At 71.7% G+C, this 23,288-nt stretch carries 22 protein-coding genes; 12 read left to right on the plus strand and 10 right to left on the minus strand.

The genetic code is table 11. The features are described from left to right. The first annotated feature begins 182 nt into the window (after nt 1-182). From ACFY1S_RS17000 to ACFY1S_RS17020, 5 genes are all read left to right on the plus strand, one after another. Nucleotides 183-1,382, plus strand: a complete 1,200-nt coding sequence (locus ACFY1S_RS17000; RefSeq protein ID WP_387118503.1) for an ROK family protein — start codon at nt 183-185, stop codon at nt 1,380-1,382. A gap of 229 nt (nt 1,383-1,611) precedes the next feature. Next, nucleotides 1,612-4,248, plus strand: a complete 2,637-nt coding sequence (locus tag ACFY1S_RS17005; protein WP_387118506.1) for a discoidin domain-containing protein — start codon at nt 1,612-1,614, stop codon at nt 4,246-4,248. A 368-nt stretch (nt 4,249-4,616) separates the two neighbouring features. Next, nucleotides 4,617-4,973: a YciI family protein gene (locus ACFY1S_RS17010; RefSeq protein WP_387118509.1), complete on the plus strand. Its 357-nt coding sequence runs from the start codon at nt 4,617-4,619 to the stop codon at nt 4,971-4,973. 2 nt (nt 4,974-4,975) lie between these two features. Continuing rightward, the gene (locus ACFY1S_RS17015; RefSeq protein ID WP_387118512.1) at nt 4,976-6,184 is read left to right on the plus strand and encodes an RNA polymerase sigma factor; all 1,209 of its coding nucleotides are present in this window, start codon (nt 4,976-4,978) and stop codon (nt 6,182-6,184) included. Between the two features lie 66 nt (nt 6,185-6,250). Further along, nucleotides 6,251-7,384 carry a glutamate--cysteine ligase gene (locus ACFY1S_RS17020; RefSeq protein WP_387118515.1) on the plus strand — a complete coding sequence of 378 codons (1,134 nt, stop codon included), beginning with the start codon at nt 6,251-6,253 and terminating at the stop codon, nt 7,382-7,384. Nucleotides 7,385-7,396: 12 nt separating this feature from the next. On the opposite strand, the gene ACFY1S_RS17025 is transcribed toward ACFY1S_RS17020, so the two are convergent. Both ACFY1S_RS17025 and ACFY1S_RS17030 read right to left on the minus strand, forming a co-directional pair. Continuing rightward, nucleotides 7,397-9,181, minus strand: coding sequence for an N-acetylglutaminylglutamine amidotransferase (locus ACFY1S_RS17025; RefSeq protein ID WP_387118518.1), 1,785 nt, complete (start codon nt 9,179-9,181; stop codon nt 7,397-7,399). Nucleotides 9,182-9,299: 118 nt separating this feature from the next. Continuing rightward, nucleotides 9,300-9,731: a MarR family winged helix-turn-helix transcriptional regulator gene (locus ACFY1S_RS17030; protein WP_364364406.1), complete on the minus strand. Its 432-nt coding sequence runs from the start codon at nt 9,729-9,731 to the stop codon at nt 9,300-9,302. A gap of 95 nt (nt 9,732-9,826) precedes the next feature. Here ACFY1S_RS17030 and ACFY1S_RS17035 point away from each other — a divergent pair, with 95 nt between their 5' ends. Then, the gene (locus tag ACFY1S_RS17035) at nt 9,827-11,605 is read left to right on the plus strand and encodes an ABC transporter ATP-binding protein (RefSeq protein WP_387118521.1); all 1,779 of its coding nucleotides are present in this window, start codon (nt 9,827-9,829) and stop codon (nt 11,603-11,605) included. 79 nt (nt 11,606-11,684) lie between these two features. Next, on the plus strand, nt 11,685-12,236 hold the full coding sequence (locus ACFY1S_RS17040; protein ID WP_387118524.1) for a hypothetical protein: 552 nt from the start codon (nt 11,685-11,687) through the stop codon (nt 12,234-12,236). 263 nt (nt 12,237-12,499) lie between these two features. On the opposite strand, the gene ACFY1S_RS17045 is transcribed toward ACFY1S_RS17040, so the two are convergent. Next, nucleotides 12,500-12,775 carry a hypothetical protein gene (locus tag ACFY1S_RS17045; RefSeq protein WP_387118528.1) on the minus strand — a complete coding sequence of 92 codons (276 nt, stop codon included), beginning with the start codon at nt 12,773-12,775 and terminating at the stop codon, nt 12,500-12,502. Continuing rightward, nucleotides 12,772-13,044, minus strand: a complete 273-nt coding sequence (locus ACFY1S_RS17050) for a DivIVA domain-containing protein (RefSeq protein WP_387118531.1) — start codon at nt 13,042-13,044, stop codon at nt 12,772-12,774. Before ACFY1S_RS17050 ends, ACFY1S_RS17045 begins: the two co-directional genes overlap by 4 nt. Before the next feature lie 212 nt (nt 13,045-13,256). Between ACFY1S_RS17050 and ACFY1S_RS17055 the strand changes: the two genes are divergently transcribed. Together ACFY1S_RS17055 and ACFY1S_RS17060 are read left to right on the plus strand one after the other, a co-directional pair. Continuing rightward, nucleotides 13,257-13,496, plus strand: coding sequence for a winged helix-turn-helix domain-containing protein (locus tag ACFY1S_RS17055; protein WP_387118534.1), 240 nt, complete (start codon nt 13,257-13,259; stop codon nt 13,494-13,496). Between the two features lie 142 nt (nt 13,497-13,638). Then, nucleotides 13,639-15,183 (plus strand): NAD(P)-binding domain-containing protein, encoded by a 1,545-nt coding sequence (locus ACFY1S_RS17060; protein ID WP_387118537.1) that lies wholly within the window; start codon nt 13,639-13,641, stop codon nt 15,181-15,183. On the opposite strand, the gene ACFY1S_RS17065 is transcribed toward ACFY1S_RS17060, so the two are convergent. The 5 genes from ACFY1S_RS17065 to ACFY1S_RS17085 all read right to left on the minus strand — a co-directional run bounded on the left by ACFY1S_RS17065 (nt 15,167) and on the right by ACFY1S_RS17085 (nt 19,969). Further along, a complete protein-coding gene (locus ACFY1S_RS17065; protein ID WP_387119318.1) occupies nt 15,167-15,766 on the minus strand; it encodes a nitroreductase family protein in 600 nt (199 codons plus the stop codon). The two genes, ACFY1S_RS17060 and ACFY1S_RS17065, sit on opposite strands and share 17 nt — an antisense overlap. 148 nt (nt 15,767-15,914) lie before the next feature. Next, nucleotides 15,915-17,066, minus strand: coding sequence for a glutamate--cysteine ligase (locus ACFY1S_RS17070; protein ID WP_387118540.1), 1,152 nt, complete (start codon nt 17,064-17,066; stop codon nt 15,915-15,917). A gap of 47 nt (nt 17,067-17,113) precedes the next feature. Beyond that, complete coding sequence (locus ACFY1S_RS17075; protein WP_387118543.1) at nt 17,114-18,277, minus strand: M20 family metallopeptidase; 1,164 nt, start codon at nt 18,275-18,277, stop codon at nt 17,114-17,116. 91 nt (nt 18,278-18,368) lie between these two features. Continuing rightward, the gene (locus ACFY1S_RS17080; RefSeq protein WP_387118546.1) at nt 18,369-18,932 is read right to left on the minus strand and encodes a carboxymuconolactone decarboxylase family protein; all 564 of its coding nucleotides are present in this window, start codon (nt 18,930-18,932) and stop codon (nt 18,369-18,371) included. A gap of 230 nt (nt 18,933-19,162) precedes the next feature. Beyond that, complete coding sequence (locus tag ACFY1S_RS17085) at nt 19,163-19,969, minus strand: hypothetical protein (protein WP_387118548.1); 807 nt, start codon at nt 19,967-19,969, stop codon at nt 19,163-19,165. Nucleotides 19,970-20,134: 165 nt separating this feature from the next. On the opposite strand from ACFY1S_RS17085, the gene ACFY1S_RS17090 reads away from it, so the two are divergent. From ACFY1S_RS17090 to ACFY1S_RS17100, 3 genes are read left to right on the plus strand one after another with little or no spacing between them, the layout of a single operon-like run. Beyond that, nucleotides 20,135-21,364: a glycosyltransferase 87 family protein gene (locus ACFY1S_RS17090; protein ID WP_387118551.1), complete on the plus strand. Its 1,230-nt coding sequence runs from the start codon at nt 20,135-20,137 to the stop codon at nt 21,362-21,364. A 59-nt stretch (nt 21,365-21,423) separates the two neighbouring features. Continuing rightward, nucleotides 21,424-21,873, plus strand: coding sequence for a ribonuclease domain-containing protein (locus ACFY1S_RS17095; protein ID WP_387118554.1), 450 nt, complete (start codon nt 21,424-21,426; stop codon nt 21,871-21,873). Between the two features lie 31 nt (nt 21,874-21,904). Continuing rightward, the gene (locus ACFY1S_RS17100) at nt 21,905-22,234 is read left to right on the plus strand and encodes a barstar family protein (RefSeq protein ID WP_387118557.1); all 330 of its coding nucleotides are present in this window, start codon (nt 21,905-21,907) and stop codon (nt 22,232-22,234) included. Between the two features lie 215 nt (nt 22,235-22,449). On the opposite strand, the gene ACFY1S_RS17105 is transcribed toward ACFY1S_RS17100, so the two are convergent. Beyond that, the gene (locus ACFY1S_RS17105) at nt 22,450-23,175 is read right to left on the minus strand and encodes an HD domain-containing protein (RefSeq protein ID WP_387118561.1); all 726 of its coding nucleotides are present in this window, start codon (nt 23,173-23,175) and stop codon (nt 22,450-22,452) included. Nucleotides 23,176-23,288: the final 113 nt, after the last annotated feature.

Below are 23,288 nucleotides of genomic sequence, written 5' to 3' on the forward strand. Positions count from 1 at the left end.
GGTGGGCGACGGGCGGCCGGCCGCGGACAGGGGTTCGGGGGTGCGCCGTCGGGGTCCGTCGGCGTTTCCCGGGAGTTACATCACGGCTTAATTTATGTCGTCATTAAAGTTGCTGGTCGGTGGGTCGTCAAGCACGGGGCGGTTACAGTCGCCTCGAACGGCCGACGGGAACGAGGTGACGAGTGGAGCTGGCGCGTGCCACCAACCGCAGCGTGCGGCTGCGCAACAGGTCCGCCCTGCTGACCAGGCTCTTCCTCGACGGTCCGCTCACCCGCCAGGACCTGGTGCGCAGCACCGGGCTCAGCCAGCCGGCGGTGAGCAACGTGGTGGCCGACCTGATCGACGAGGGGCTGGTCGCCGAGGCGGGAGCCGCCGAGTCCGACGGTGGCCGGCCCAGCATGCTGCTGCGGATCGCGCCCCGCTTCGCGTTCGTGGCAGGCGTGGACGTCGGCGAGACCCGGGTCCGCGTCGAGCTGTTCGACTTCGCGATGACCCTGCTGGCCAGCATCGAGTACCCGCTCGACCCGGCGCGGACCGAGCCGGACGTCGTGGCCGGGCACGTGCTGGCCGGCATCGACGCGGTGACCGGGGAGGCCGGCGTGGCCCCCGCCGACGTGCTCGGCGTCGGCATCGGTGTCTCCGGTGTCGTCGAGCAGGGCGTCGAGGCTGTCGTGCACGCCCAGGCCCTCGGCTGGGATCGGGTGCCGCTGGAACGCCTGATCAGCGCGGGCACCGACCTGCCGCTGCACATCGACAACGGCGCGAAGACCCTCGGCCAGGCCGAGATGTGGTTCGGCGCCGGGCGCGGTGCCCGGCACGCCGTCTTCGCGCTTGTCGGCTCCGGCGTTGGCGCGTCCGTGGTGACCAACGGCGCCACCTACCGGGGCGCGTCCAGCAGCGCGGGGGAGTGGGGACACACCACACTGGTGTACGGCGGCCGGGCCTGCCGGTGCGGCGCCCGTGGCTGCCTGGAGGCGTACGTGGGCGCGGAGGCGATCATCGAGCGCTACCGGGAGGCGCGTCGGGGGCGAGCGGCGCCGGGCGAGGACGAGGAATCCCAGCTCGCCGCCCTGGTCGCCGCCGCGGACACCTCGGCCACCGCGCGACGGGTGCTTGACGAGACAGCCGGCTACCTGGGCGCCGGGGTGGCCAACCTGATCAACCTGTTCAACCCGCAGCGGGTGGTGCTCGGCGGCTGGGCGGCGATGGCGCTGGGCGACCTGCTGCCGGCCGTGCGGGAGGCGGCCGGTCGGCAGGCGCTGCGCCAGCCGTACGAGCAGGCGTCGATCGAGCTGTGCCGGCTCGGCGTGGACGCGGTGGCGCTGGGGGCGGCGACGCTCCCGATCGCCCGCTTCCTCACCGAGGGCGGCGTCCGCCGCTGAGCGGGAGCGACCGCGCGGCCGACCAGCAAATTACACAAAAAAGCATCCTCGGGATAAATAACAAAGTTATAGATCGATGTCTTGACGTCGTCGCAATCTCGCCGCAACACTCCTACGAAAGCGCTCTCCGACCCGCGACGCCGCATCGGCGGCACCACCCACGGCGCCACGGGGCGAGCCGATCCCACCCGCGCGGCACCCCCGTAACCCCCTAGCGACAGGCGATGTCATGACATCTCGTGCTACATCCGTACGTCCGCGCCCCCGGCGTCCCGTCCGGCACCTGCTCGTCGGGCTCACCGTGGCAGTGGTCGCGGCGCTCACGCCGACCGGCGGCACCACCCCGGCGCAGGCCGCCCCCACCCTGCTCTCCCAGGGCCGTCCCGCCACCGCCTCGTCCACCGAGAACGCCGGCACCCTGGCCGCCGCCGCCGCGGTCGACGGCGACACCGGCACCCGCTGGGCCAGCGCCTTCAGCGACCCGCAGTGGCTCCAGGTCGACCTGGGCGCGCGGGCCACCATCAGCCAGGTCAACCTGCTCTGGGAGGGCGCCTACGGGCGGGCCTTCCAGCTCCAGACGTCCGACGACGGCGCCACCTGGACCACCATCTACTCGACCACCACCGGCGCCGGCGGCACCCAGAACCTCACCGTCACCGGCGCCGGCCGGTACGTGCGGATGTATGGCACCGCCCGGGGTACCGGCTACGGCTACTCGCTCTGGGAGTTCCAGGTGTACGGCGAGACCGGCGGCAGCACGCCTACCTGCGGCAGCACCAACGTCGCGCAGGGCAGCCCGGCCACCGCCTCGTCCACCCAGGACGCGGGCCTCGCGGCGTCCGCCGCCGTCGACGGCAACCCGGGCACCCGCTGGGCCAGCGCCGCCAGCGACCCGCAGTGGCTGCGCGTCGACCTCGGCAGCACCCGCACCATCTGTCGGGTGACGCTCACCTGGGAGGCCGCGTACGCCCGGTCCTTCCAGCTCCAGACCTCGGCCGACGGCACCACCTGGACCACGATCTACTCGACCACCACCAGCACCGGCGGCACGCAGAACCTCACCGTCAGCGGCAGTGGCCGTTACCTCCGGATGTACGGCACCGCCCGGGGCACCACGTACGGCTACTCGCTGTGGGAGCTGGCGGTCAACACCACAGGCGGCACCAGCGAGCCCCCGGTCGGCACCACCGACCCGTACAACCCGAACCTCGGGTCGAACACGTTCGTCTTCGATCCCAGCACGCCGACCTCGACCATCCAGAGTCGACTGAACACCCTCTTCACCCAGCAGGAGACCAACCAGTTCGGCCCGCAGCGGTACGCCGTGCTGTTCAAGCCGGGCACCTACACGGCCGACGTCAACCTCGGCTTCTTCACCCAGGTCGCCGGCCTCGGCATGAGCCCCGACGACGTCAACCTCAACGGCCACGTCCGCACCGAGGCGTTCTGGATGGGCGGCAACGCCACCCAGAACTTCTGGCGGGCCGCCGAGAACCTCTCGGTCACCCTGCCCGCCGGGCAGACCGTGGAACGCTGGGCGGTGTCCCAGGCCGCCCCGTACCGGCGGATGCACCTGCGCGGCGCGCAGAACCAGATCCAGCTCTGGAACGGCGGGGACGGCTGGTCCAGCGGCGGTCTGCTGGCCGACACCCGCGTCGACGGCCTGGTCGTCTCCGGCTCGCAGCAGCAGTGGTACTCGCGCAACAGCGAGTTCGGCAACGGCTGGACCGGCTCGGTGTGGAACATGGTCTTCCAGGGCGTCATCGGTGCCCCGGCCCCGAGCTTCCCCAACCCGTCGCACACGGTCATCGCGCAGACCCCGCAGGTCCGCGAGAAGCCGTTCCTGTACGTCGACGGCAGCGGTGAGTACCGCGTCTTCGTGCCGGCGCTGCGCACCAACTCCACGGGCACGAGCTGGTACAACAAGACCCCGGCCGGCTCGTCCATCTCGCTGTCGCAGTTCTACGTCGTCCAGCCCGGCACCAGCGCCGCCACCATCAACGCGGCCCTCGCCCAGGGACGGCACCTGCTCTTCACCCCGGGAGTGCACCACGTCACCGAGCCGATCCAGGTCAACCGGACCGACACGGTCATCCTCGGCCTGGGCCTGGCCACCATCCAGGCCGACAACGGCAGCGTCGGGATGCGGGTGGCCGACGTGGACGGCGTCAAGGTCGCCGGGTTGATGTTCGAGGCCGGCACCACGAACTCGCCGGTGCTCATGGAGGTCGGGCCGTCCGGGTCGGCCGCGAGCCACGCCAGCAACCCGACGTCGCTGCACGACGTGTTCTTCCGCATCGGCGGACCCCACGTCGGCAAGGCCACCAACACGTTGACCGTGAACAGCGACAACGTAATCGGCGACCACATGTGGCTGTGGCGGGCCGACCACGCGGCCAGCGGCGTGCCCACCGGGTGGACGCTGAACACCGCCGACACCGGGCTCACCGTCAACGGCGACGACGTCACCATGTACGGCCTCTTCGTCGAGCACTACCAGAAGTACCAGACGATCTGGAACGGCAACGGCGGCCGGACGTACTTCTACCAGAACGAACTGCCGTACGACCCGCCCAACCAGGCGGCCTGGATGAACGGCTCGACCCGGGGGTACGCCGCGTACAAGGTTGCCGACTCGGTGACCAGCCACCAGGCGTTCGGGCTGGGCAGCTACAGCTACTTCAACGTCAATCCCGCGGTGGTCGAGGAGCGGTCGTTCGAGGTGCCCGTCAACCCGAACGTGCGCTTCACGAACATGGTCACCGTCTCGCTCGGTGGCGTCGGCACCATCAACCGGGTGATCAACAACGCCGGTGGCACCGCGAACGCGGCCAACCAGACGGTGTACCTGACCACCTACCCCTGACCCGGGCGCCCGCGCCGACCCGATCGTCCCACGGACCGGGTCGGCGCGTGTCGCACCGAGGGCCGAGCCGGCCCGGTCCCGCCGAGACCGGGCCGGCCTCGGTCGTGCCGGTCACCGCGTCAGCACCTCGGCCGCCGCCCGCTCACCGGCGCGCACCGCGCCCGGCCACTACCCACCCGGATGCCGTCGGCCACATTGGCTTCTACCCGCAACCGTGGCGGGTATGGCTGGCGGTCGCGGCACCGCCGCCACCGGGCTGGGCCGGACCGGCCGCCGAGAATTTTCCACAGACGTGTCGATTCGGGCGGCGGCCGATCGTGTGGAGGATGAGAGGTCGGCGACGGGCCGGCCGCCCACGAGGAGGACCGATGACGTTGTACCTGCTCAGCCTTCACCAGCCGCAGGGCGAGCTGCCACCGGACCCGGAGTTCCTGGCCGGGGTGATGCGCCAGCTCGGCGAGCTGCGCGACGAGTTGGCGTCCACCGGGTCGTGGGTCTTCGGGCAGGGCCTGCACGGCCCGGAGACGGCCACCGTGCTGCGCCCCCGCGACGGCGAGGTCCTCGTCACCGACGGGCCGTTCGTGGAGGGCAAGGAGTACCTGGGCGGCATCACCATCGTCGACGTGCCGAACCTGGACGCCGCGCTGCACTGGGGTCGCCGCTACGCGCTGGCCACCACCCTGCCGATCGAGGTCCGCCCCTTCCAGGGTGGGGCCGGGAACTGACCGTGCCCGACGTGGAGGCGGTGTTCCGCGCGGAGTACGGCCGCGCGGTCGCCGTCCTGGTGCGCCTCCTCGGCGACATCGACCTCGCCGAGGAGGCCGTCCAGGACGCCTTCACCGTGGCGGTGGCGCAGTGGCCGCGAACCGGCCCGCCGCCCAGCCCCGCCGGGTGGATCATCACCACGGCCCGGAACCGGGGCATCGACAGGCGGCGCCGGGAGGCGACCCGGGCCGACCGGCACACCCAGGCGGCACTGCTGTACGCCGCCGACCCACCCGGCGAGGAGGGACCGGTGCGCGACGACCGGCTACGTCTGATCTTCACCTGCTGCCATCCGGCGCTCGCCCCGACCGCCCGGGTCGCCCTCACCCTGCGCCTGCTCGGCGGCCTGAGCACCGCCGAGATCGCCCGCGCCTTCCTGGTGCCCGAGCCGACGATGGCGCAGCGGCTGGTCCGCGCCAAGTCGAAGATCCGCAACGCGGGCATCCCGTACCGGGTGCCCCGCGACGCCGACCTGCCCGACCGGCTGCACGCCGTCCTCGCGGTGCTCTACCTGATCTTCAACGAGGGGCACACGGCCAGCGGCGGACGGCACCTGGTCCGCGCCGAGCTGTGCGCCGAGGCGATCCGTCTGGCCCGCCTGCTTGTCGAGCTGATGCCCGACGAGCCGGAGGCGCTCGGCCTGCTCGCGCTGATGCTGCTCACCGAATCCCGTCGTCCGGCGCGGACCACCGCCGAGGGCGGGCTGGTGCCGCTACCCGAGCAGGACCGACGCCTGTGGGACACCGCCCTGCGCGCCGAGGGCCGAATGCTGGTACGCCGCTGCCTGCGTCGGGCCCGGCCCGGCCCGTACCAGATCCAGGCCGCGATCGCCGCCGTGCACAGCGTCGCCGAGCGCGCCGCCGACACCGACTGGGCGCAGATCCTTGCGCTGTACGACCAGCTCACGGTGGCTGCCCCCGGCCCGGTGGTGGCGCTGAACCGGGCCGTCGCGCTCGCCGAGGTGGCAGGCGTGGCTGTCGCGCTGGCCGAGGTGGACCGCCTCGACCTGGCCGGCTACCACGTGTACCACGCGGTCCGCGCCGACCTGCTGGCCCGGCTCGGCCGCAGCGGGGAGGCCGTCGAGGCGTACCGGACAGCTGCCGCCCGGACGGACAACGCGGCCGAACGGGCCTTCCTCACCGCACGCGCGGCGGCCCGGGCGGGGATCTGAGCGCGTTTGCCGCGCGGGCGGCCGGGAAACCGAGGCGCCGCCGCAGCAGTGGATGGGGGAGGGGACATGGCGTACCGCTCGACAGTCGTCGCCACCGTGCCGGACCTGTCCACCCTCACGCTCGGCGTCGAGGAGGAGTACCTGCTGATCGACCCGGACAGCGGCCGGAACCTGCCGGTGGCCGACCAGGTGCTCGCCGCACTGCGTGGGCCAGCCCGCGACCAGAGCCGCCAGGAGTTCCGGCACAGCATGGTGGAGATGGTCACCCCGGTCTGCGCGGACCTCACCGAGCTGCGCGCGCACCTGGTGACGCTGCGCCGCTCCGCCGTCGAGGCCGCCCGGTCGGCCGGCGCGCGACTGGTGGCGGTGGGCGCCACCCCGCTGGCCGAGCCGCACCGGACGGTGCCCGACGAGCCGCGCTACCACGCGATGTCGCGCCGGTACGGGCCGGTGGCGCACGACCCGGCGGTCTGCGGCTGCCACGTGCACGTCGGGCTGCCCGACCGGGAGTTGGCCGTGCAGGTCTGCAACCACCTACGGGTGTGGCTGCCTGTGGTGCAGGCGATCACCACCAACTCGCCGCTGCACGACGGATACGACACCGGTCACGCCAGCTGGCGGTCGATGCAGCTGGAACGCTGGCCCAGCATCGGACCGACGCCGTACTTCGACTCCGCCGCCGACTACGACCGCACCGTGAACGAGCTGATCGCCGCCGGCATCATGCTCGACGCCGCGATGGTCTACTGGTACGCCCGGCCGTCGTCGGCGTACCCGACGGTGGAGGTGCGCGTCGGCGACGTCTGCCCGGACGTGGACGACGCGGTGCTCGTCGCCGCGCTGGTCCGGTCCCTCGTCGCGACCCTCGCCGACGACGTACGCGCCGGCGTGACCGCCCCGCCCGTGCGGGACTGCCTGGTCGCCGCGGCGCACTGGCGGGCCGCCCACGACGGCCTCGACGGCGACCTCATCGACCTGCGCGCCGGCGGCGCCCGGCCCGCCTGGGAGCTGGTCGACGACCTGATGGCGGTGATCGCGCCCGCCCTGCTGCGCCACGGCGACCTGGGGTACGTGCTGGCGCAACTGGCCCGGCTGCGCCGCGACGGCACCGGCGCGACCCGGCAGCGTCGGGTGCTGGAGCGCACCGGCGACCTGCGTGCCGTCATCGACGACCTCGCCGCCCGCACCGCCGCCGGCTGACCTTCCCGGGGCTCAGCGGATGTCGTGGGTCTGGAGCCACAGCTCCAGCAGACCCAGCTGCCACAACTTGTTGCTGCCGGCCGCCGCCTCGGCCCGGTCCGGCTCGGCGAGCAGCCGCGCCACGTACTCGCTGCGGAACAGCCCGCGCTCGCGGGCCGCCGGCGCCTGCAACGCCTCGGCGACCAGCTCGCGGACGGGACCGTCCACGTTGCGCAGCGCCGGCACCGGGAAGTAGCCCTTCGGCCGGTCGATCACCTCGGCCGGCAGGACCTCCCGGGCGACCTCCTTGAGGACGCCCTTGCCGCCCTGGGCGACCTTGTGCTCCGGCGGGCAGTGCGCCGCGAGGGTCACCAGGTCCTGGTCGAGGAACGGGGTGCGCACCTCCAGGCCCCACGCCATGCTCATGCTGTCCACCCTCTTGACCGGGTCGTCGGGCAGCATCAGGTGGGTGTCCAGGCGCAGCACGGCGTCCAGTGCCGTCTGCGCCCCGGGCGCGGCGAGGTGCTCGGTGAGCAGGTCCCGGCTGGCGTCGTGCTCCAGCGCGTACGCCGGGCCGACGATGCGGCGCAGCTCGTCGTGGTCCCGGTCGAAGAACGCGGCGGCGAACGTCTCGGCGGCGCTGTGCCGGGGCGCCTCGACCAGCGGCTGGTGGTAGCCGTAGCCGGCGAACACCTCGTCGGCGCCCTGCCCCGACTGGGCCACCTTCACGTGCCGCGCCACCTGCTCGGACAGCAGGTGGAAGGCGACCACGTCGTGGCTGCCCATCGGCTCGGTCATCGCCAGCACGGCACGGCGTACGGCGGGCACCAGGTCGTCGTCGGCGAGCCGGATCCGGTGGTGGTCGGTGTCGTACGCGCGGGCCACCAGGTCGGAGTAGTGGAACTCGTCGCCGGACTCGTCGCCCCGGCTGTCGAAGCCGATGCTGAAGGTGCGCAGGTGCTCCTGGCCGGCCTCGGCGAGCAGTGCCACGATGAGGCTGGAGTCCAGCCCGCCGGAGAGCAGCACCCCCACCGGCACGTCGGCGACCAGCCGTCGGCGTACCGAGGTGCGCAGGGCGTCCCCGACGGCGTCCCGCCACTCGGCGGCGTCCATCCCCGCGTCGGCGGGCTCGCGGACGTAGTCGGGCCGCCAGTACACCTCCTCGCGGCTGCGCCCGTCCGCCTCGATCACCCGCAGGGTGGCCGGCGGCAGCTTGCGGACGCCGCGCAGCACGGTCCTCGGCGCGGGGACGATGGAGTGCCAGGACAGGTAGTGGTGCAGGGCCACCGGGTCGATGCCGGTGTCCACGTCGCCGGCACGCAGCAGCGCGGGCAGGGTGGAGGCGAACCGCAGCCGCCCGGGAGTCTCGGCTAGGTAGAGCGGTTTGATGCCGAGCCGGTCGCGGGCCAGGACGAGCCGCCGCCGGTTCCGGTCGACGAGCCCGATCGCGAACATGCCGACCAGGTGGTCGACGAACCGCTCACCCCAGTGCGCGTACGCCACCAGGATCACCTCGGTGTCGCTGGTGGATCCGAAGGTGTAGCCGGCGTTCTGGAGCTCCTCGCGCAGTTCCGGGTAGTTGTAGACGCACCCGTTGAAGACCAGCGCCAGGCCCAGGTCGTCGCGGACCATGGGCTGCCCGCCCGCGTCGGACAGGTCGATGATGGTGAGCCGGCGGTGCCCGAGGGTCACCCAGCCGTCGGTGAACAGCCCCTCGTCGTCCGGGCCGCGCGAGCGCATCGCCTCGGTCATCCGGGTGACCGCCGCCGCGTCGGGTGGCCGGCCGTCGAACCGCGCCTCTCCGCTGACCCCGCACATCAGGTGGGGTGGTGGTGGTTCAGGGCAGACATGATCGCCTCCTGTCGCGTCTCCCCGGCTGGTGGTGGCGGGGGTCCGGCGAACGAACGGGGCGGCTGGCTACCCGTGCGTGGCGCGGTTATGCGCGAAGGGTGCGCAGGATGCGGGCCAGTTCGGCGCGGTCGGCGTCGGGCAGGTGGCCGAAGAAGCGGTCGGCCTCGGCTCGGCGGGCGGCCCGGATGGCGGTGCTGATCCGGTCGCCCTCCTCGGTGAGGGCGACCAGGGTCGCCCGCCGGTCGGCCGGGTCGGGTCGACGCTCGACGAGCCCTCGGGCCTGGAGGTCGTCGATGACCTCGGTGGCCGAGCGGGGCGCGATGCGCAGGTGCTCGGCGAGCGTTCCGGGGCGTACCTCGCCGTGTCGGGCCAGCACGCCGAGGGCCCGGGACTGGCTGGGCGTGACGTCCCAGGGCGCCAGCGAGTCCCGCGTCTGACGGCGCAGACGGGACGCGACGGCCCAGAACGTCTCCGCCAGGCTCTCGTCGTCCGCGCTGTCGGCGGTGTCCCCGATCACGGGAATACGGTAGCAGCCGATCCGGTTGTACCCTCATGTTGAGGTAACCTCAGCATGTCCCCACGAAAGGCAGTGCCCCTTTGGAACCCACCCCCATGGGCCGCGACCGCGGCCACCGCGCCGTCAGCGACGAAGAGAAGGCGCAGGCCCGCCAGGTGTCCCTGCGCCGCATCGGCCGCCTGTTCACCCCCCACCGACCCGCGCTTGCGGCCGTCACCGCGATCATCGTGCTCTCCTCGATCATCGCGATGGCCAGTCCGTTCCTGCTGCGAGAAACGATCGACACTGCCCTTCCGCAGGGCGACGTGACACTGCTGGTCTGGCTGGTCCTCGGCATGGTCGCCGTCGCGGCGGTGACCTCCGCCCTCGGCGTCGTGCAGACCTGGATCTCCACCCAGGTCGGGCAGCGGGTCATGCACCGGCTGCGCACCGACGTCTTCAGCCACCTCCAGCGCCAGTCGCTCGGCTTCTTCACCCGCACCCGCACCGGCGAGGTGCAGTCCCGGATCACCAACGACATCGGCGGCATGCAGTCGGTCGTCACCTCCACCGCCACCGCCGTCGCGGCCAACCTCACCACAGTTGTCGCCACCGCCGTCGCCATGATCGCCCTGTCCTGGCAGCTCTCCCTGGTCTCCCTCGTCGTGCTCCCACCGGCCATCTGGCTCACCCGCCGGGTCGCCCGGATGCGCCGCGAGATCACCGCCCAGCGCCAGCGCGAACTCGCCGACCTCAACGTCACAGTCGAGGAGGGCCTGTCGATAAGCGGCGTACAGCTCGCCAAGACCCTCGGCACCGGCCCCGCGCTCATCGACCGGTTCACCGTCTCGTCGGAGCGCCTTGTCGACCTGGAGTTGCGCAGCGAGCTGGCCGGCCGCTGGCGGATGGCCTCGATGAGCATCATCTTCGCCGCCGTACCCGCGGTCATCTACCTCGCCGCCGGCCTGCCCGGCGCCGCCGGCACGCTGAGCATCGGCACCCTTGTCGCCTTCACGGCCCTGCAGGGTGGGCTGTTCCGACCGCTGATGGGCCTGCTCAACGTGGGCGTCTCGCTCACCGCGTCGCTGGCGCTGTTCGCCCGGATCTTCGAATACCTCGACCTGCCGGTCGACGTGGCCGACCCCGCCGAGCCGGTCCGCGTCGACCCCACCCGGGTCCGAGGGCACCTGCGACTGGAGGACGTCACCTTCGGCTACCCGGGCAGCGACACCGCCGCGCTCGCCGGGATCACCCTCGACGTCCCCGCCGGCACCAGCCTCGCCCTGGTCGGCGAGACCGGCTCGGGCAAGAGCACCCTCGCCGGGCTGATCAGCCGGCTGCACGACCCGAACGCCGGCCGGGTCACCATCGACGGCGTCGACCTGCGGGACCTGCGCCTGGCCGACCTGGCCTCCATCGTCGGCGTGGTCAGCCAGGAGACGTACCTGCTGCACACGACGGTACGGGAGAACCTGCGCTACGCCCGCCCGGACGCCACCGACGCCGAGATCGAGGACGCGGCCCGCGCCGCCCAGATCCACGACCTCATCGCCGGGCTTCCCGACGGGTACGACACGGTCGTCGGCTCGCGCGGCCACCGGTTCTCCGGCGGGGAGAAGCAACGCCTGGCCATCGCCCGTACGCTGCTGCGTGACCCGCGCGTCCTGGTCCTCGACGAGGCCACCAGCGCGCTGGACACCGAGACCGAACGCGCCGTGCAACGGGCCTTCGGCGCACTCGCGCAGGGGCGTACCACGATCACCATCGCCCACCGGCTGTCCACAGTCCGCGACGCCGACCAGATCGCGGTGCTCGACCACGGCCGGATCGTCGAATCCGGCGACCACGACAGCCTGCTGAACCGCAACGGCCGCTACGCCACCCTGGCGACCTGACTCGGCTTCGCCCTCTTGATCGTGCGTCGCCGGCGAGTACGACGAGAACAACGCGGTGGCGAGGTGACAGGCTCAGTACATGGAGAGCGTTCTGACGCAGTTGCCCGCCCTGCTGGGCGTGTTGGTCGGCACCATCGGCACCATGGTTGCCACCACGGTTACCGAGCGTGGCCGCTGGCGGCGTAGCCAGACGGTCCGCTGGGACGAGCGGCGGCTGGACGCCTACGCCGACTTCACCCGAGCGGTCAAGGAGATCCATCTGCTCTCCCTGGGGATGTTGAGCGGTCACCGCCCCGGCTCCCGTACCCCCGTCCTGGACCGCGAGGACGGGCTGGCCCGGTTGGCCGAGGCGGACGTGCGCCATACCCTGACCTGGGAGGCGGTCTTGCTGCTCGGTGACTCGGCCACGGTACGAGCGGCCTCCACCTGGCGGCGCGCCGTACGGAACCTGGAGCAGGCGGCGCGGAGTCTGCCGGATCCACCGGACAACCTCGCAGCCATGGTCCAGCAGGCCGACGAGACCCGCGACGACTTTTACCAGGCAGCGCGCAGCAGCCTCGGCGTACGCGGCGGGACCGTCGAGCAGTTTCGGCGTCCAGCCGAGGGACGGATCCCGATGGCACGGAACTGAGCAGTGTGGGAACCGACACAAGCGGATCGCTCGCCGTTCATCGGCCGCTGCAATGATCGGCCACGGCGACCGTCTGGGTGCCCCGGTGACGTCGGAACGACCACATCATCCCGTGCGGCGTCGAGTGTGGGAACCGGGGTCTGCTGGCGGTCGTCGTCGCACTGTCGGTGGGCGGGACAGCCTGGGTCTGGTTGCGCTACGACTTCGATGCTCGCCCTGGCCTGGCCGGTGACCTCCTCTGCCGAGGCTCCAGGAGTGAGCGCTCAACGGCGGGCTCGGGCCGGGCGGCGGCGCCCTGCCTGAGTCGGCGTGACGGGCACGGCGGGTCGGAGTCCAGCGAGTTGCACGAAGACCTCTCGCTTGGCTGTCGCGTCGCCGCGACGGTTGAGTACGTAGCCGGTCAACCAGACCCAGCCCTGGTATGTCGGCTGGTCCGACACGCAGACGACGCGGAACGTCAGCGCGCGATCCCCGGCGAACTGCACCGAGGCCCGGCCGTCGATGACGAGCAGGTCGCCGGGGCACGGAGGCGCGGTCACCAGTGGCCGGGTGGCCGGCACTCTCGCGCGTGCATGCGCTGCCAGTCCCGCAGCGCCCGTCCGAGCCGGTCGTTCTCCCGGCTGAGCAGCCGTACCGCCTCGTTCAGCGTGCCCAGCTCGTCGGCCACGCGGGCCTGGAACTCGCGTACCTCATCCGGGTCGACGCCGCGCCGACGCGGGGCGAATTCGCGGGTCCGCACCTCGTACGGCGTCAACCGGGCCGGGTAGCCGCCAAGGTGGGGCTGGCTTCCTCGATACACCTGAGCCACGACGGTCCTTTCTGGGGGCAGGCGGGAGCGCGAGGTCCTGATGGTGGGTCGGGACGGGCACACGCACCCGCCCCGACCGAGGGGATGAGCCGCACTCGTTGCCACGCGAGGCCCGGCTCCGCTCCAACTTAACTAGACATGCTAGCTAAGTCAACGCTGCTTGTTAGGTGCGTCGCGGTGTGATCAAATCGGGTTGCCACGCGAGGAGTGCCATGCGAGAAGTGCCGGATTACTGGCGCATCGCCGATGATGTGATCGCCGACGTCAGGTCGAAGAAGGTCAAGCCGGGGGAGAAGCTGCCCTCAATCACTGAACTACGTGCGCGGTACGACGTCAGCCACGGAACTGTGCAGATGGCCTACGCCCGGTTGGAGGCGCTGCGCGTGATTCGGCGGCAGCAGGGCAAGGGCGTCTTCGTGACCGACCCGAAGACCTGGATGCGCGAGCCGTAAATGGCGGACCGGGACTCCCGCCGGGCGTTGGCCTTCCGGCGTGACGGTCTCTCCTCGCACTCGCGCGGTGACGAACGGGATTGACATAGATCGCTTGGCATCCCAGGGTCGATGGATCATCACTCCGTCGAAGGGCCGCAGGATGGTCAGCAGCGAACACCGGTACGTCATCGTCGGCGCGGGACCTGCCGGACTCCAACTGAGCTACTACCTCCAGCAGCAGGGTGCCGACTACCTGACCCTCGAGCGCGGCGACCAGCCCGGTGACTTCTTCCGGCGGTTCCCCCGACACCGCCGGCTCATCTCGCTCAACAAGGTCCACACCGACAGCGACGACCCGGAGATCCGCCTGCGCTGGGACTGGAACTCGCTGCTCAACGACGACCCGGACCTGTTGTTCCCGCGATTCAGCAAGGAGTACCTGCCGGGCGCCGACGACCTGGTCCGCTACCTCGGCGAGTTCCAACGCGTGCACCAGCTCAACATCCGCTTCGGCACGACAGTCGAGCGGATCACCCGTACCGACGACGGTTTCACGGTGAGCACCGACCAGGGGGAGGTGCGGGCGCGTTGCCTCGTCGTCGCGACCGGCTGGGGCAAGCCGTTCGTGCCGGCCATCAAGGGCATCGAACACGCCATCGGGTACGAGGACATGGTCGTCGACCCCGCCGCGTACGAGGACCAGCGTGTGCTGATCATCGGCAAGGGCAACTCCGCCTTCGAGACCGCGTCGTCCATCCTCGGCAGGGCGTCCATGGTGCACCTCGCCAGCCGGCAGCCCCTGCGCCTGGCATGGAACACCAAACATCCGGGCGACGTGCGGGGCCAGTACGGCGCGATCCTCGACAGCTACCAGTTCAAGACCCTGCACTCGGTGCTGGACTGCACCATCGACGAGATCCGACCCGTCGACGGGCGGTTCCGGGTGTCGATCACGTACACCCACGCGCAGGGTGAGACCGCCGAACTCGACTACCACACGGTCCTGAGGTGCACCGGTTTCCGGATGGACACGAGCCTGTTCGACGAGACGGCCCGACCCGAGATGGTGCGTGACGGCCGGATGCCCGGGCTACGCCCCGACTGGCAGTCCAGCAACGTCGACGACCTGTACTTCGCCGGCACCATCGCCCAGGCCCGGGACGTCAAGCACGCGTCGTCGCCCTTCATCGACGGCTTCCGGTACAACCTGCGCACGTTCACCCGGATCCTGCGGGAGCGGTACGACGACGTGCCGCTGTCGTACACGACGACGCCCGCCGACGCCGCGTCGCTTGCCAAGCTGATGCTGGACCGCGTCAACTGGTCGTCGGCGCTGTGGACCCAGTTCGAATACCTGTGTGACGTCTTCGTCCGCGACGACGCGACGGGCGACTTCCACCACTACGAGGACCTGCCTGAGGACTACGCCGTGGAGCGCTTCGCGGACGCGACCCAGTGGTACACCCTGGCGTTGCGCTGGGGCCGCGACGACTACGGCGACGTCTTCGCCATCGAGCGGCACCCGACCCCCGACCGGGCCCGGGAGAGCGCCTTCATCCATCCGGTGATCAGGCGCTACCGGGGCGCCGAGCTGCTCGCCGAGCAGCACCTGCTGGAGGACCTGCTGGCCGAGTGGCGACGCCCGGACCGGCACGTCGAGCCGCTTGTCGAGTTCCTGGGCGCGGACCTCACCAGCGCACCATGACCTCGTCGAGGGGTTTGCGGGCCAGGTCCGGGACGTGGGCGTCCGGCGCGGGATACCCGACGGGCATCACCACGTAGGGGCGCTCCTCCGGCGGCCGCTCACACACCTCGTTGAGGAACCGCATCGGGCTGGGCGTGTGGGTGAGCGTGACCAGGCCGGCGTGGTGCAGCGCGGTGATCAGCAGGCCCACCGCGATCCCGACGGACTCCTTGACGTAGTACGGCTTCGGGCTGTTGGGGCCCTGGTGCACCTCGAACACGACGATGACCGCCGGTGCGGTCTCCAGGAACGGCTTGCGCCAGTCGGTGCCGAGCCCGGCGATCGCACCGAGCCACTCCTTCGACGCGCGGCGGTCGTAGAACTCCCGTTCCTCGGCCTCCGCGGCTTCGCGGAGCCGGCGCTTGCGGGCCGGGTCGGTGAGCACGACGAACCGCCACGGCTGGATGTTGGCGCCGCTGGGCGCGGTCGACGCGGCCCGGACCGCTGCCTCGACCACCCCGTCGGGCAGCGGATCGCTGGCGAAGTCCCGCACCGAACGGCGCTGCGCCATCCGGTCGGCGAACGCCTCCACCTCGCGCACCATCTCCCCCGGAGGCCGTCGCCGGTGCCGGATGGGGACCGTGGGTAGCAGGTCCGCGTCGTTCACCTGTGGCCTCCCTGATCGGGTGTGCCGGGTCCACGGCGGGGCCGCCCGGCCGCCTCCAGCATCGCGGAGAACGGGCCGCCTGTCCTTACGCCCGCGTGCTCTCTTCGCCCGTCAGCACACCAGGCGCCGTCCCGGCGGCGATGTCGTCGACCACGTCGGTCAGTCGTCCGCGCCGTGCCGCGGCGGCCCGCTGACGGGTCGCGCCGTCACCGTCCGCCGTCAGCCCCTTGCGCCAGGCCTCCACCCGCTCACGGTCGCCCGCCTCGTCCAGCGCCGGTCCGGCGCGCTCGACAAGCCGATCGGCGAGGACCGCCGCCGGCAGCAGCCGGCCGGTCCCGACGTCCACGCCGTGGCCGCCCATCCCGTCGCGGGCGGCCCGCCAGTACGCGAGCCGCATCAGCTCCGCGCTCAACTCCGGCCCCTCGTCGCCCCTGTCGACAGCCTCCCCGGCGACGACCACCAGGGCGCGCACCAGGGCGGCGAGCGCCGCCGACTCGACGGACGTCAGGGGTACGTCGGCGACCCGTACCTCGATCGTGGGGTGGGTCCTGGACAGGCGTAGATCCCAGAAGATCGTGCCGTGGTCGACCAGCGCGCCCGCGTCGAGCAGCATGTCCACGTGGTCGTCGTACTCCCGCGCGGACCGCAGGAACGGCGGCGGGCCGGCCACCGGCCAGCGCCCCCACGTGACGGTCCGCCAACTCGCGTAGCCCGTGTCGCGTTCGGACCAGTAGGGTGAGTTGGCCGTCAGGGCCACGAACACCGGCAGGTGCTCGCGCAGGTGGTTGCCGATCAGCACGGCGCGATCCCGGTCGGGCTCCTGCACGTGGACGTGCACGGCGCAGATCGCCACCTCGTCGTGCAGCCCCCGGAAGGTGGCGGTGCCCCGGTCCTGGCGCGGGCCCTCCGTGATCGGCGGTGGCACGGCACAGCCGAGCACCGGCGAGCCGCTGGCGATCACCCGCAGGCCCGCCGAGCGGGCCGCGCGCTGCACGGCGGCGCGACCGTCGGCGAGCTGCGCCGAGAGGTCGTCGACACTCAAGCACGGGTCGGTGCGCGTCTCCACCTGGAGCTTGGTGATCTCACCACCCACCCGGTCGCCGAGCGCCGGGCGGGCGCCGTCCACGACAGTCGCCGCCTGCGGCACGACCTCGCCCCGGTCGGCGTCGACAACGAGGAACTCCTCCTCGACACCGAGCAGGGGAGTGGACGATCCCGAACGCTGTCCCGTAGTCATGCCGACGATGACCCCTCGCTGCCGGTCGTTCGCCGGCAGTGAGCACGTTACGGGATCTCGTCGATGGGTCGCGATCCGAAACGCTCCATGGTGGACAGCGCCTCGACGAGCCCGGCCAGCAGCGCGGTCCGCTCGGGCATCCGGTCCAGGCAGACGTACTCCTCGGCGGAGTGCGCTCCGCCGCCGACCGCGCCCAGGCCGTCCAGGGTCGGTACGCCCAACGCGGCGGTGAAGTTGCCGTCGGACGCGCCGGCGGCGTACGCGCCGACGAGGCCCGGGATGCCGAGCTGGCCGGCGATCGACTGGGCCAGTTCCAGCAGCGGCCGCGACAGCTCCGCGGACATCGGATAGCGGTTGATCCCGCCCTGCACGTCGAGCGTCGCCTCGGGCAGGAACGGCACCAGCTCACGGATGGCGTTGTCGACGCGTTCGAGCTCGTCGGTGGTCCAGGCCCGCACGTCCACCGCCAGGCTGGCGCGCTCGGGCACCGTGTTCGTCGTCGTGCCGGAGCAGAGCAGCGTCGGGGTGACCGAGGTGCCACCGCTGTCCGCCGCGCCGAGCGCGCCCAGCGAGAGCACCTGATGAGCGACCTCGACTGTGGCGTTGACCCCGCGCTGCGGTTCCACACCGGCGTGCGCGGCGCGACCGGAGACGATCAGGCGGTAGACCGAGCCACCCTTGCGGGCGACCTTCACGTGCCCGTCAGGGGTGGCCGCCTCCAGGACGAGAACCGCACCCGAACGCCGCGCCTCCCGTTCGATAAGCGGCCGTGACGTGACGGACCCGGACTCCTCGTCGCAGGTGAGCAGCACACCGACAGTCGAGGTGTCGCCGACCAGGCGCAGCGCCGTGAACATCTGCACGATGCCGGCCTTCATGTCACACACGCCCGGCCCGGTCGCCACATCCCTACTGACGGTGAACGGCCGGGACCCGATCGTCCCGACCGGGAACACGGTGTCGAAATGGCCGAGCAGCAGCACCCGCTGGTCGACGGCCGGCCACAGCAGGTGTGGCAGCCCGTCCACCACGACCCGACGGGCCGGCCGGCCGAGCACCTCCTGCCCCCAGCGGGCGAGCAGGTCGGCACAGGACTCCAGATGGGGCAACGAGCCAGGTGCCGACTCGCGTGCGACGAGCGTGCCCAGCCGGTCGACCATGTCGGTGTGAAGCCGCTCAGCGGCGTCCAGCAGACTGCGTGAGTGATCCATCGGTCCCTCCGACTGCACGGCAGATGGGCCTGGCCAGGCATCTCCATCGACAGTCGCAGAGGGAAGGGACAGCGGTCACCCTCGACCGTGCTCAGGCTGCCGGAGGTCGCGCCGCCGCCCCGTAACCGACCTCGATGATCCGGCGGGTCGTCTCGGCGTACGCGTCGTGACCGGTCGGCGCGAAGGTCCCCAGACCGTCGACGTACCTGTTGAACATGCAGAACGCGGCGGCGATCAGAACCGTGTCGTGAATCTCCACGTCGGTGGCACCCTGGGTGCGGGCGCTCTCGACCAGCTCGGCAGTGACGTTCCGGCCGCTGACCTGGACCGCGCCCGCGATGCGCAGCAGCGCCCGCAGCTTGGCTGAGATCGGAGCGCTGTCAAGGTCCGCGCGTACCTGGTCGACGAGGTCCATGCCCTCGTCGAGCTGCGCCGCCGCGAACGCCGAGTGCGACGCGCAGCAGAACGTGCACTCGTTACGCCCGGACACGTACGCCGCGATCAGCTCCCGCTCACCTGCCGGAAGCGAGTTCGGGGAACGCAACAGCACCTCGGCCAGCTCGTTGAGCGGCTTCGCGGTCTCCGGACGGTACATCATCGGACCGGTGATGCCGGGGAACTGCTTCTCGTCGACCCCGAGATCGATGTGCGCCATGTGACATGTCCTCCAACCGTTGACCGGGGCCCGACCGGACGACGCCTCGGCGCGACGACTGTCCGATGGGGACGGCGCGGCAGACGCCGTGCAGCCACGATCTCATCCCGTACGTCGTTCGTGTTCCTTCCTTCGTGCTCTTTCCATCGATCGGCCGACATGTCCGCGCTGATCCAACCCGGGCGCGGAGGAACGCACGCAGGTCCCGTTCCCCGGATGGAAGTGGCGAATCAGGAAGCGGTGGGGCGGCGTTGGGGCGGGGCGTTCACCGGGTCTGGGTGTTCGTTGTGGCTGTGGAGCAGTTCGGTGATCCACCGTGCGGCTTCGCGTTGGGTGCTGAGCAGGTGGTTGCGGGCGTCGGCCACCTCCTGATCGTCGGCGTCGTCGCCGAGGAGGGCGACCCATCGTCGGCTCAACTCCTCGGCGTACCGGGCTCTGCGCATCTGCTCGTCGAACTGGTACTCCAGCTTCACCATCCGGTCGACGTGCGGCTGGAGCGCCGGCATGATGCGGTCGTCGAGTCGGACGGCGGCGTCGGGCCGGCAGGTGACGGTGATCTCGCCCCGCCGGTAGGTCCACTCCGGATCCTCGGCGAGAGCCTGCTGCAACGCCACCTCCAGGTCGCCCGCCCGGTGTGGCGGCAGGTCCCGGGCGGCGTCGGCGGCGAGCCGGGTCAGCCGTTGGATCGCGTGGGGCTGGAAGTACTGCACGTACCAGCTCAGCACCTCGGAGCGCAGGCTCGCGGGCGACGACCAGGCGAACGTGGCGCGGACGTGGAACGAGTACACGTAGCCTCGGGCCGGGACGGTGATCAGCCGGGGCGCGTCGCGTTGTTCGACGAGGGGCCCGGACGGCGACGGGTCGGCCCCGGACCCCACGGGAGCCTCGTCCTGGAGGGCCGCGACCAGCCGGTCCCAGCTTCGCGCCCACCACCGCCACCCACGGACGCTCACGTCGCGGACGACGGCGAGCCCGCGTACGCCGCGCTGCCGCCACTGGTCCGTGGGTCTCGGCCTCCCATCGGGGGCGTCCGTCATGGCACCCCTCCATGGTCACGGATCCGCACGTCACGCTAACAACAGGTGACCCATATGCCCGCCGCCACGCCGCACGGCGGGGTCGCCCGCGTGACCTTCTCGTCCCCTGCAACCGGTCGTCGGCGCGCACAATGAGGCGATGATGCTGGGGCTGTTGGTGACCTGGTGAGCGGACTGCGGACCGGGCGGCGGGTGGCGACCGTGGTCGGCTTGGTCACCGTGCTGGCGGTGGTGATCGCGATGCTCCCCGGGCGTCGGGGCTGGTTCGACGTCGGGGTCTACCACGGTGCGGTCGGGCACTGGGTGAGCGGCGGCGACCTGTACGCCTGGACCACCCACAACGGGTACGGCTTCACCTATCCGCCGTTCGCCGCGGTCAGCATGTCACCGATGGCGGCGCTGGCCTGGTATCCGACGATCGTGGCGCACCTGCTGCTCACCGTGCTGGCCGTCGCGTTCCTGCTGCACCTGCTGGTGGACCCGTTGGCGCGGCGACACGGCTGGAGCCGCTGGTACACGCTCGCGTTGACGTGCTGCCTGCTCGCGGGGCTGAACCCGGTTCGGGACACCGTGGGCTTCGGGCAGGTCAACCTGCTGCTGGTGGCGCTCGTCTATGTGGACCTGTGGCTGCTGGAGCGAGGCAGTCGGCTGGCAGGTGTCGGCACCGGGCTGGCAACGGCGGTGAAGCTCACCCCGGCGGTCTTCGTCGGGTACCTGCTGGTCACCGGGAGGTGGCGGGCGGCGGGTACGGCCGTGGCCAGCGCCGTCGGCGCCACAGTCCTCGCGGTGGTGCTCGCCCCGCGGGCCAGCCGGACGTTCTTCACCCAGACGCTGTGGGACACCGACCGGATCGGGCGGTTGGAGAACGTGGCGAACCAGTCGCTGCTCGGCCTGGTGGCCCGGCTCGACCCGGCGCACCCGGACCGGCGACTGTGGCTGGTGCTGGCAGTCGCCGTGTTGGCGGTGTGGGTGGTGCGGGTGCGCCGGGCCGTGCGGCTGGGCGACGAGCCTGCCGGTTTCGCGTTGACAGGTGTCGCCGCGTGCCTGCTCAGCCCGATCACCTGGGTGCATCACCTGGTGTGGCTGGTGCCGGGACTGGTGGTACTCGTCGCGTCGACGCTGCCCTGGCCGCCGGTGGACCGGGCGGCGCGTTGGCGGCTGGGTGGCGTCGCTGCCGCGTACGTGGTGCTGTGCAGCGGGCTGGTCTGGATGTTCAGCAGCGGCTGGGCCGGGCCTGTGGGTTTCGTCGGCGCGAACGCGTACCTGTGGGTGAGTGTCGGAATGCTCGTGCTCCTGCCGGTGGGACGGGCCGCGAGGGCGGATCATCCGGGGTTCACCGAGCATTGTGGAGGCGTTGTGCCGCGAAGGGGTGTCGCCGTCGACCGCCAACGGTGAGACTGGGTCCGATCCGACAGTCACGCGGATCGATGGATTGGATGGTCTGGAGGCAACCTGTGTCCACCCCCGTGTCCCCGCTGGCCACGCTCGGCGCGATCCGCCGGCGTACCACCACCGTCGCCCTGCTCCTCGCCATGGTCGCCGCCGCGCTGGTCGGCCCGTCCGTGGTGGCGCCCCGGCTGACCGACTCCGCCTCGGCGGCGGTCTACAGCTCGTGCACCGTCAGCCGCTGCGCGGACGCCCGTACCGCCCGCTCGGGATGGTCCGCCAAGGGCTTCCCGACCAGTCGGGGCTGGTATTCCTGGAGCGGAGGGCTGTCCAACTTCGCCGGCGGCCGGTTCTACAACTACGAGGGACAACTGCCCACCAACGCCACCTACTACGAGTACGACGTCTACCCGCGCACCCAGGGCGCGGCCCGCGACGCGTACCGGATCGTGGTGAACCGCAGCACCGGGGTCACCTGGTTCTCGCCCAACCACTACACCGACTTCTACAGGCTCTGAGCGAGCGGCGGCCGGCCGGTCCGGGAGGTACATGATGGTCGACGAGGACGAGAACCTGACCGGCGCGACGGTGCTGGTCGGGGCGGCGGCCCGGACCCGGCGGGCGCTGTTCGCCGCGCTGGCCGAGGCGCTGGCGCTGCCGGCCCACCTGGGGAGCACCTGGGACGCCCTCGCCGACGTGCTCCGGGACCGGCTGGACGCCGGGCCGCTCACCCTGCTGGTCACCGACGCCGGTCAGCTCCTCGCCGACGAGCCCGCCGATCAGTACACCCTGCTGCTCGCCGTGCTCGACGACCTCGCCGCCACCGCCCCGCACCCCCTGCGCGTCGTCCTGCGCGACGCCCCTCGCGCCATGGGCTGACCGTCCGTTGTCACCGCTGCCGTGACGGTGGTCGAGGAGCGACGGCGCGCTTCGCGCGGTCGACCCGGTCGCCTGTGGCGCCGGGAAGCGTATGACTCTGCGGTATGAATATGACTGTGAGGAATACCGCTTTCAGAGGAGCCCGGTCCCGGGACCGGGCCGAGCTGAACGGCTGACCGCGCGGGGCAGGTACGGCGGGGCGGAGTGGCGGGGCGTCAGTTCGGGGCGGGCTGATCCAGGATCGCGCTGAACCGCTCCTCGGCCAAGTCGAGCTGGCCGAAGATGTGCCGCTTCACCGCCAGCGACAGCGGGGTGTCCGGCCGGCCGATCAGATCGCGGAACAGCGGCACCAGCGGCCGGTACTTGCGAGCCGAGGAGACCACCTGCGGCCCGACCGTGTGGATCACCCCGACGCCGTTGTCGGTGAAGTCCGACACCTTGATCACCCGTGCCCACGGCTCCCGCTCCAGGCTGACCGCGAGGTGCTCCCGGTACTGGGTGTTCCGGTCACGCTCCGGGTCGTACGCCGGGTTGGTGACGGCGGCGACCAGCGCGGCCACCCGCGGCCCGAACCGCGCGGCGAGCGCGTTCAACGCGGCCTCGGTCTGGTCGGTGCCCGCCTCGCCGTCGGCCAGCTCGGTCGGATGGTCCTCGACCGAGTCGTGCAGCAGACCGGCGACGATCACGTCCACGTCGCGCACCTGGTAGTGGTGCATCAACCGGATGGCCACCCGCAGCAGGTGGTTCAGGTACGGCTCGCGCACCCGGCGGTCGTCCCGGTGCAGGTCGGCCGCGAGGTCCAGCGCGGCGGTGAGCCTCGCGCGGGCGCCGGCGTCGAACTGCTGGATCTCCAGCCGGAAGCGTTCCAGCAGACCCGGCTCACCGTGGATCTCCGTGATCGCGTGCATCGGCATGCTGCCCAGGTGCGGCGGGAAGTCCATGCGTCACTTATAGCCGATCATCACCGTGTCGGCGGCCCCGGCACGACAGGTCGGCTGTTCACATCGCCAGCCGGTCGGCGGCCGCGATCGGGCCGACCACGACGCGTCCAGCG

Origin of the sequence: Micromonospora sp. NPDC000663, from assembly GCF_042898105.1 — a bacterium.
GTDB lineage: Bacteria > Actinomycetota > Actinomycetes > Mycobacteriales > Micromonosporaceae > Micromonospora.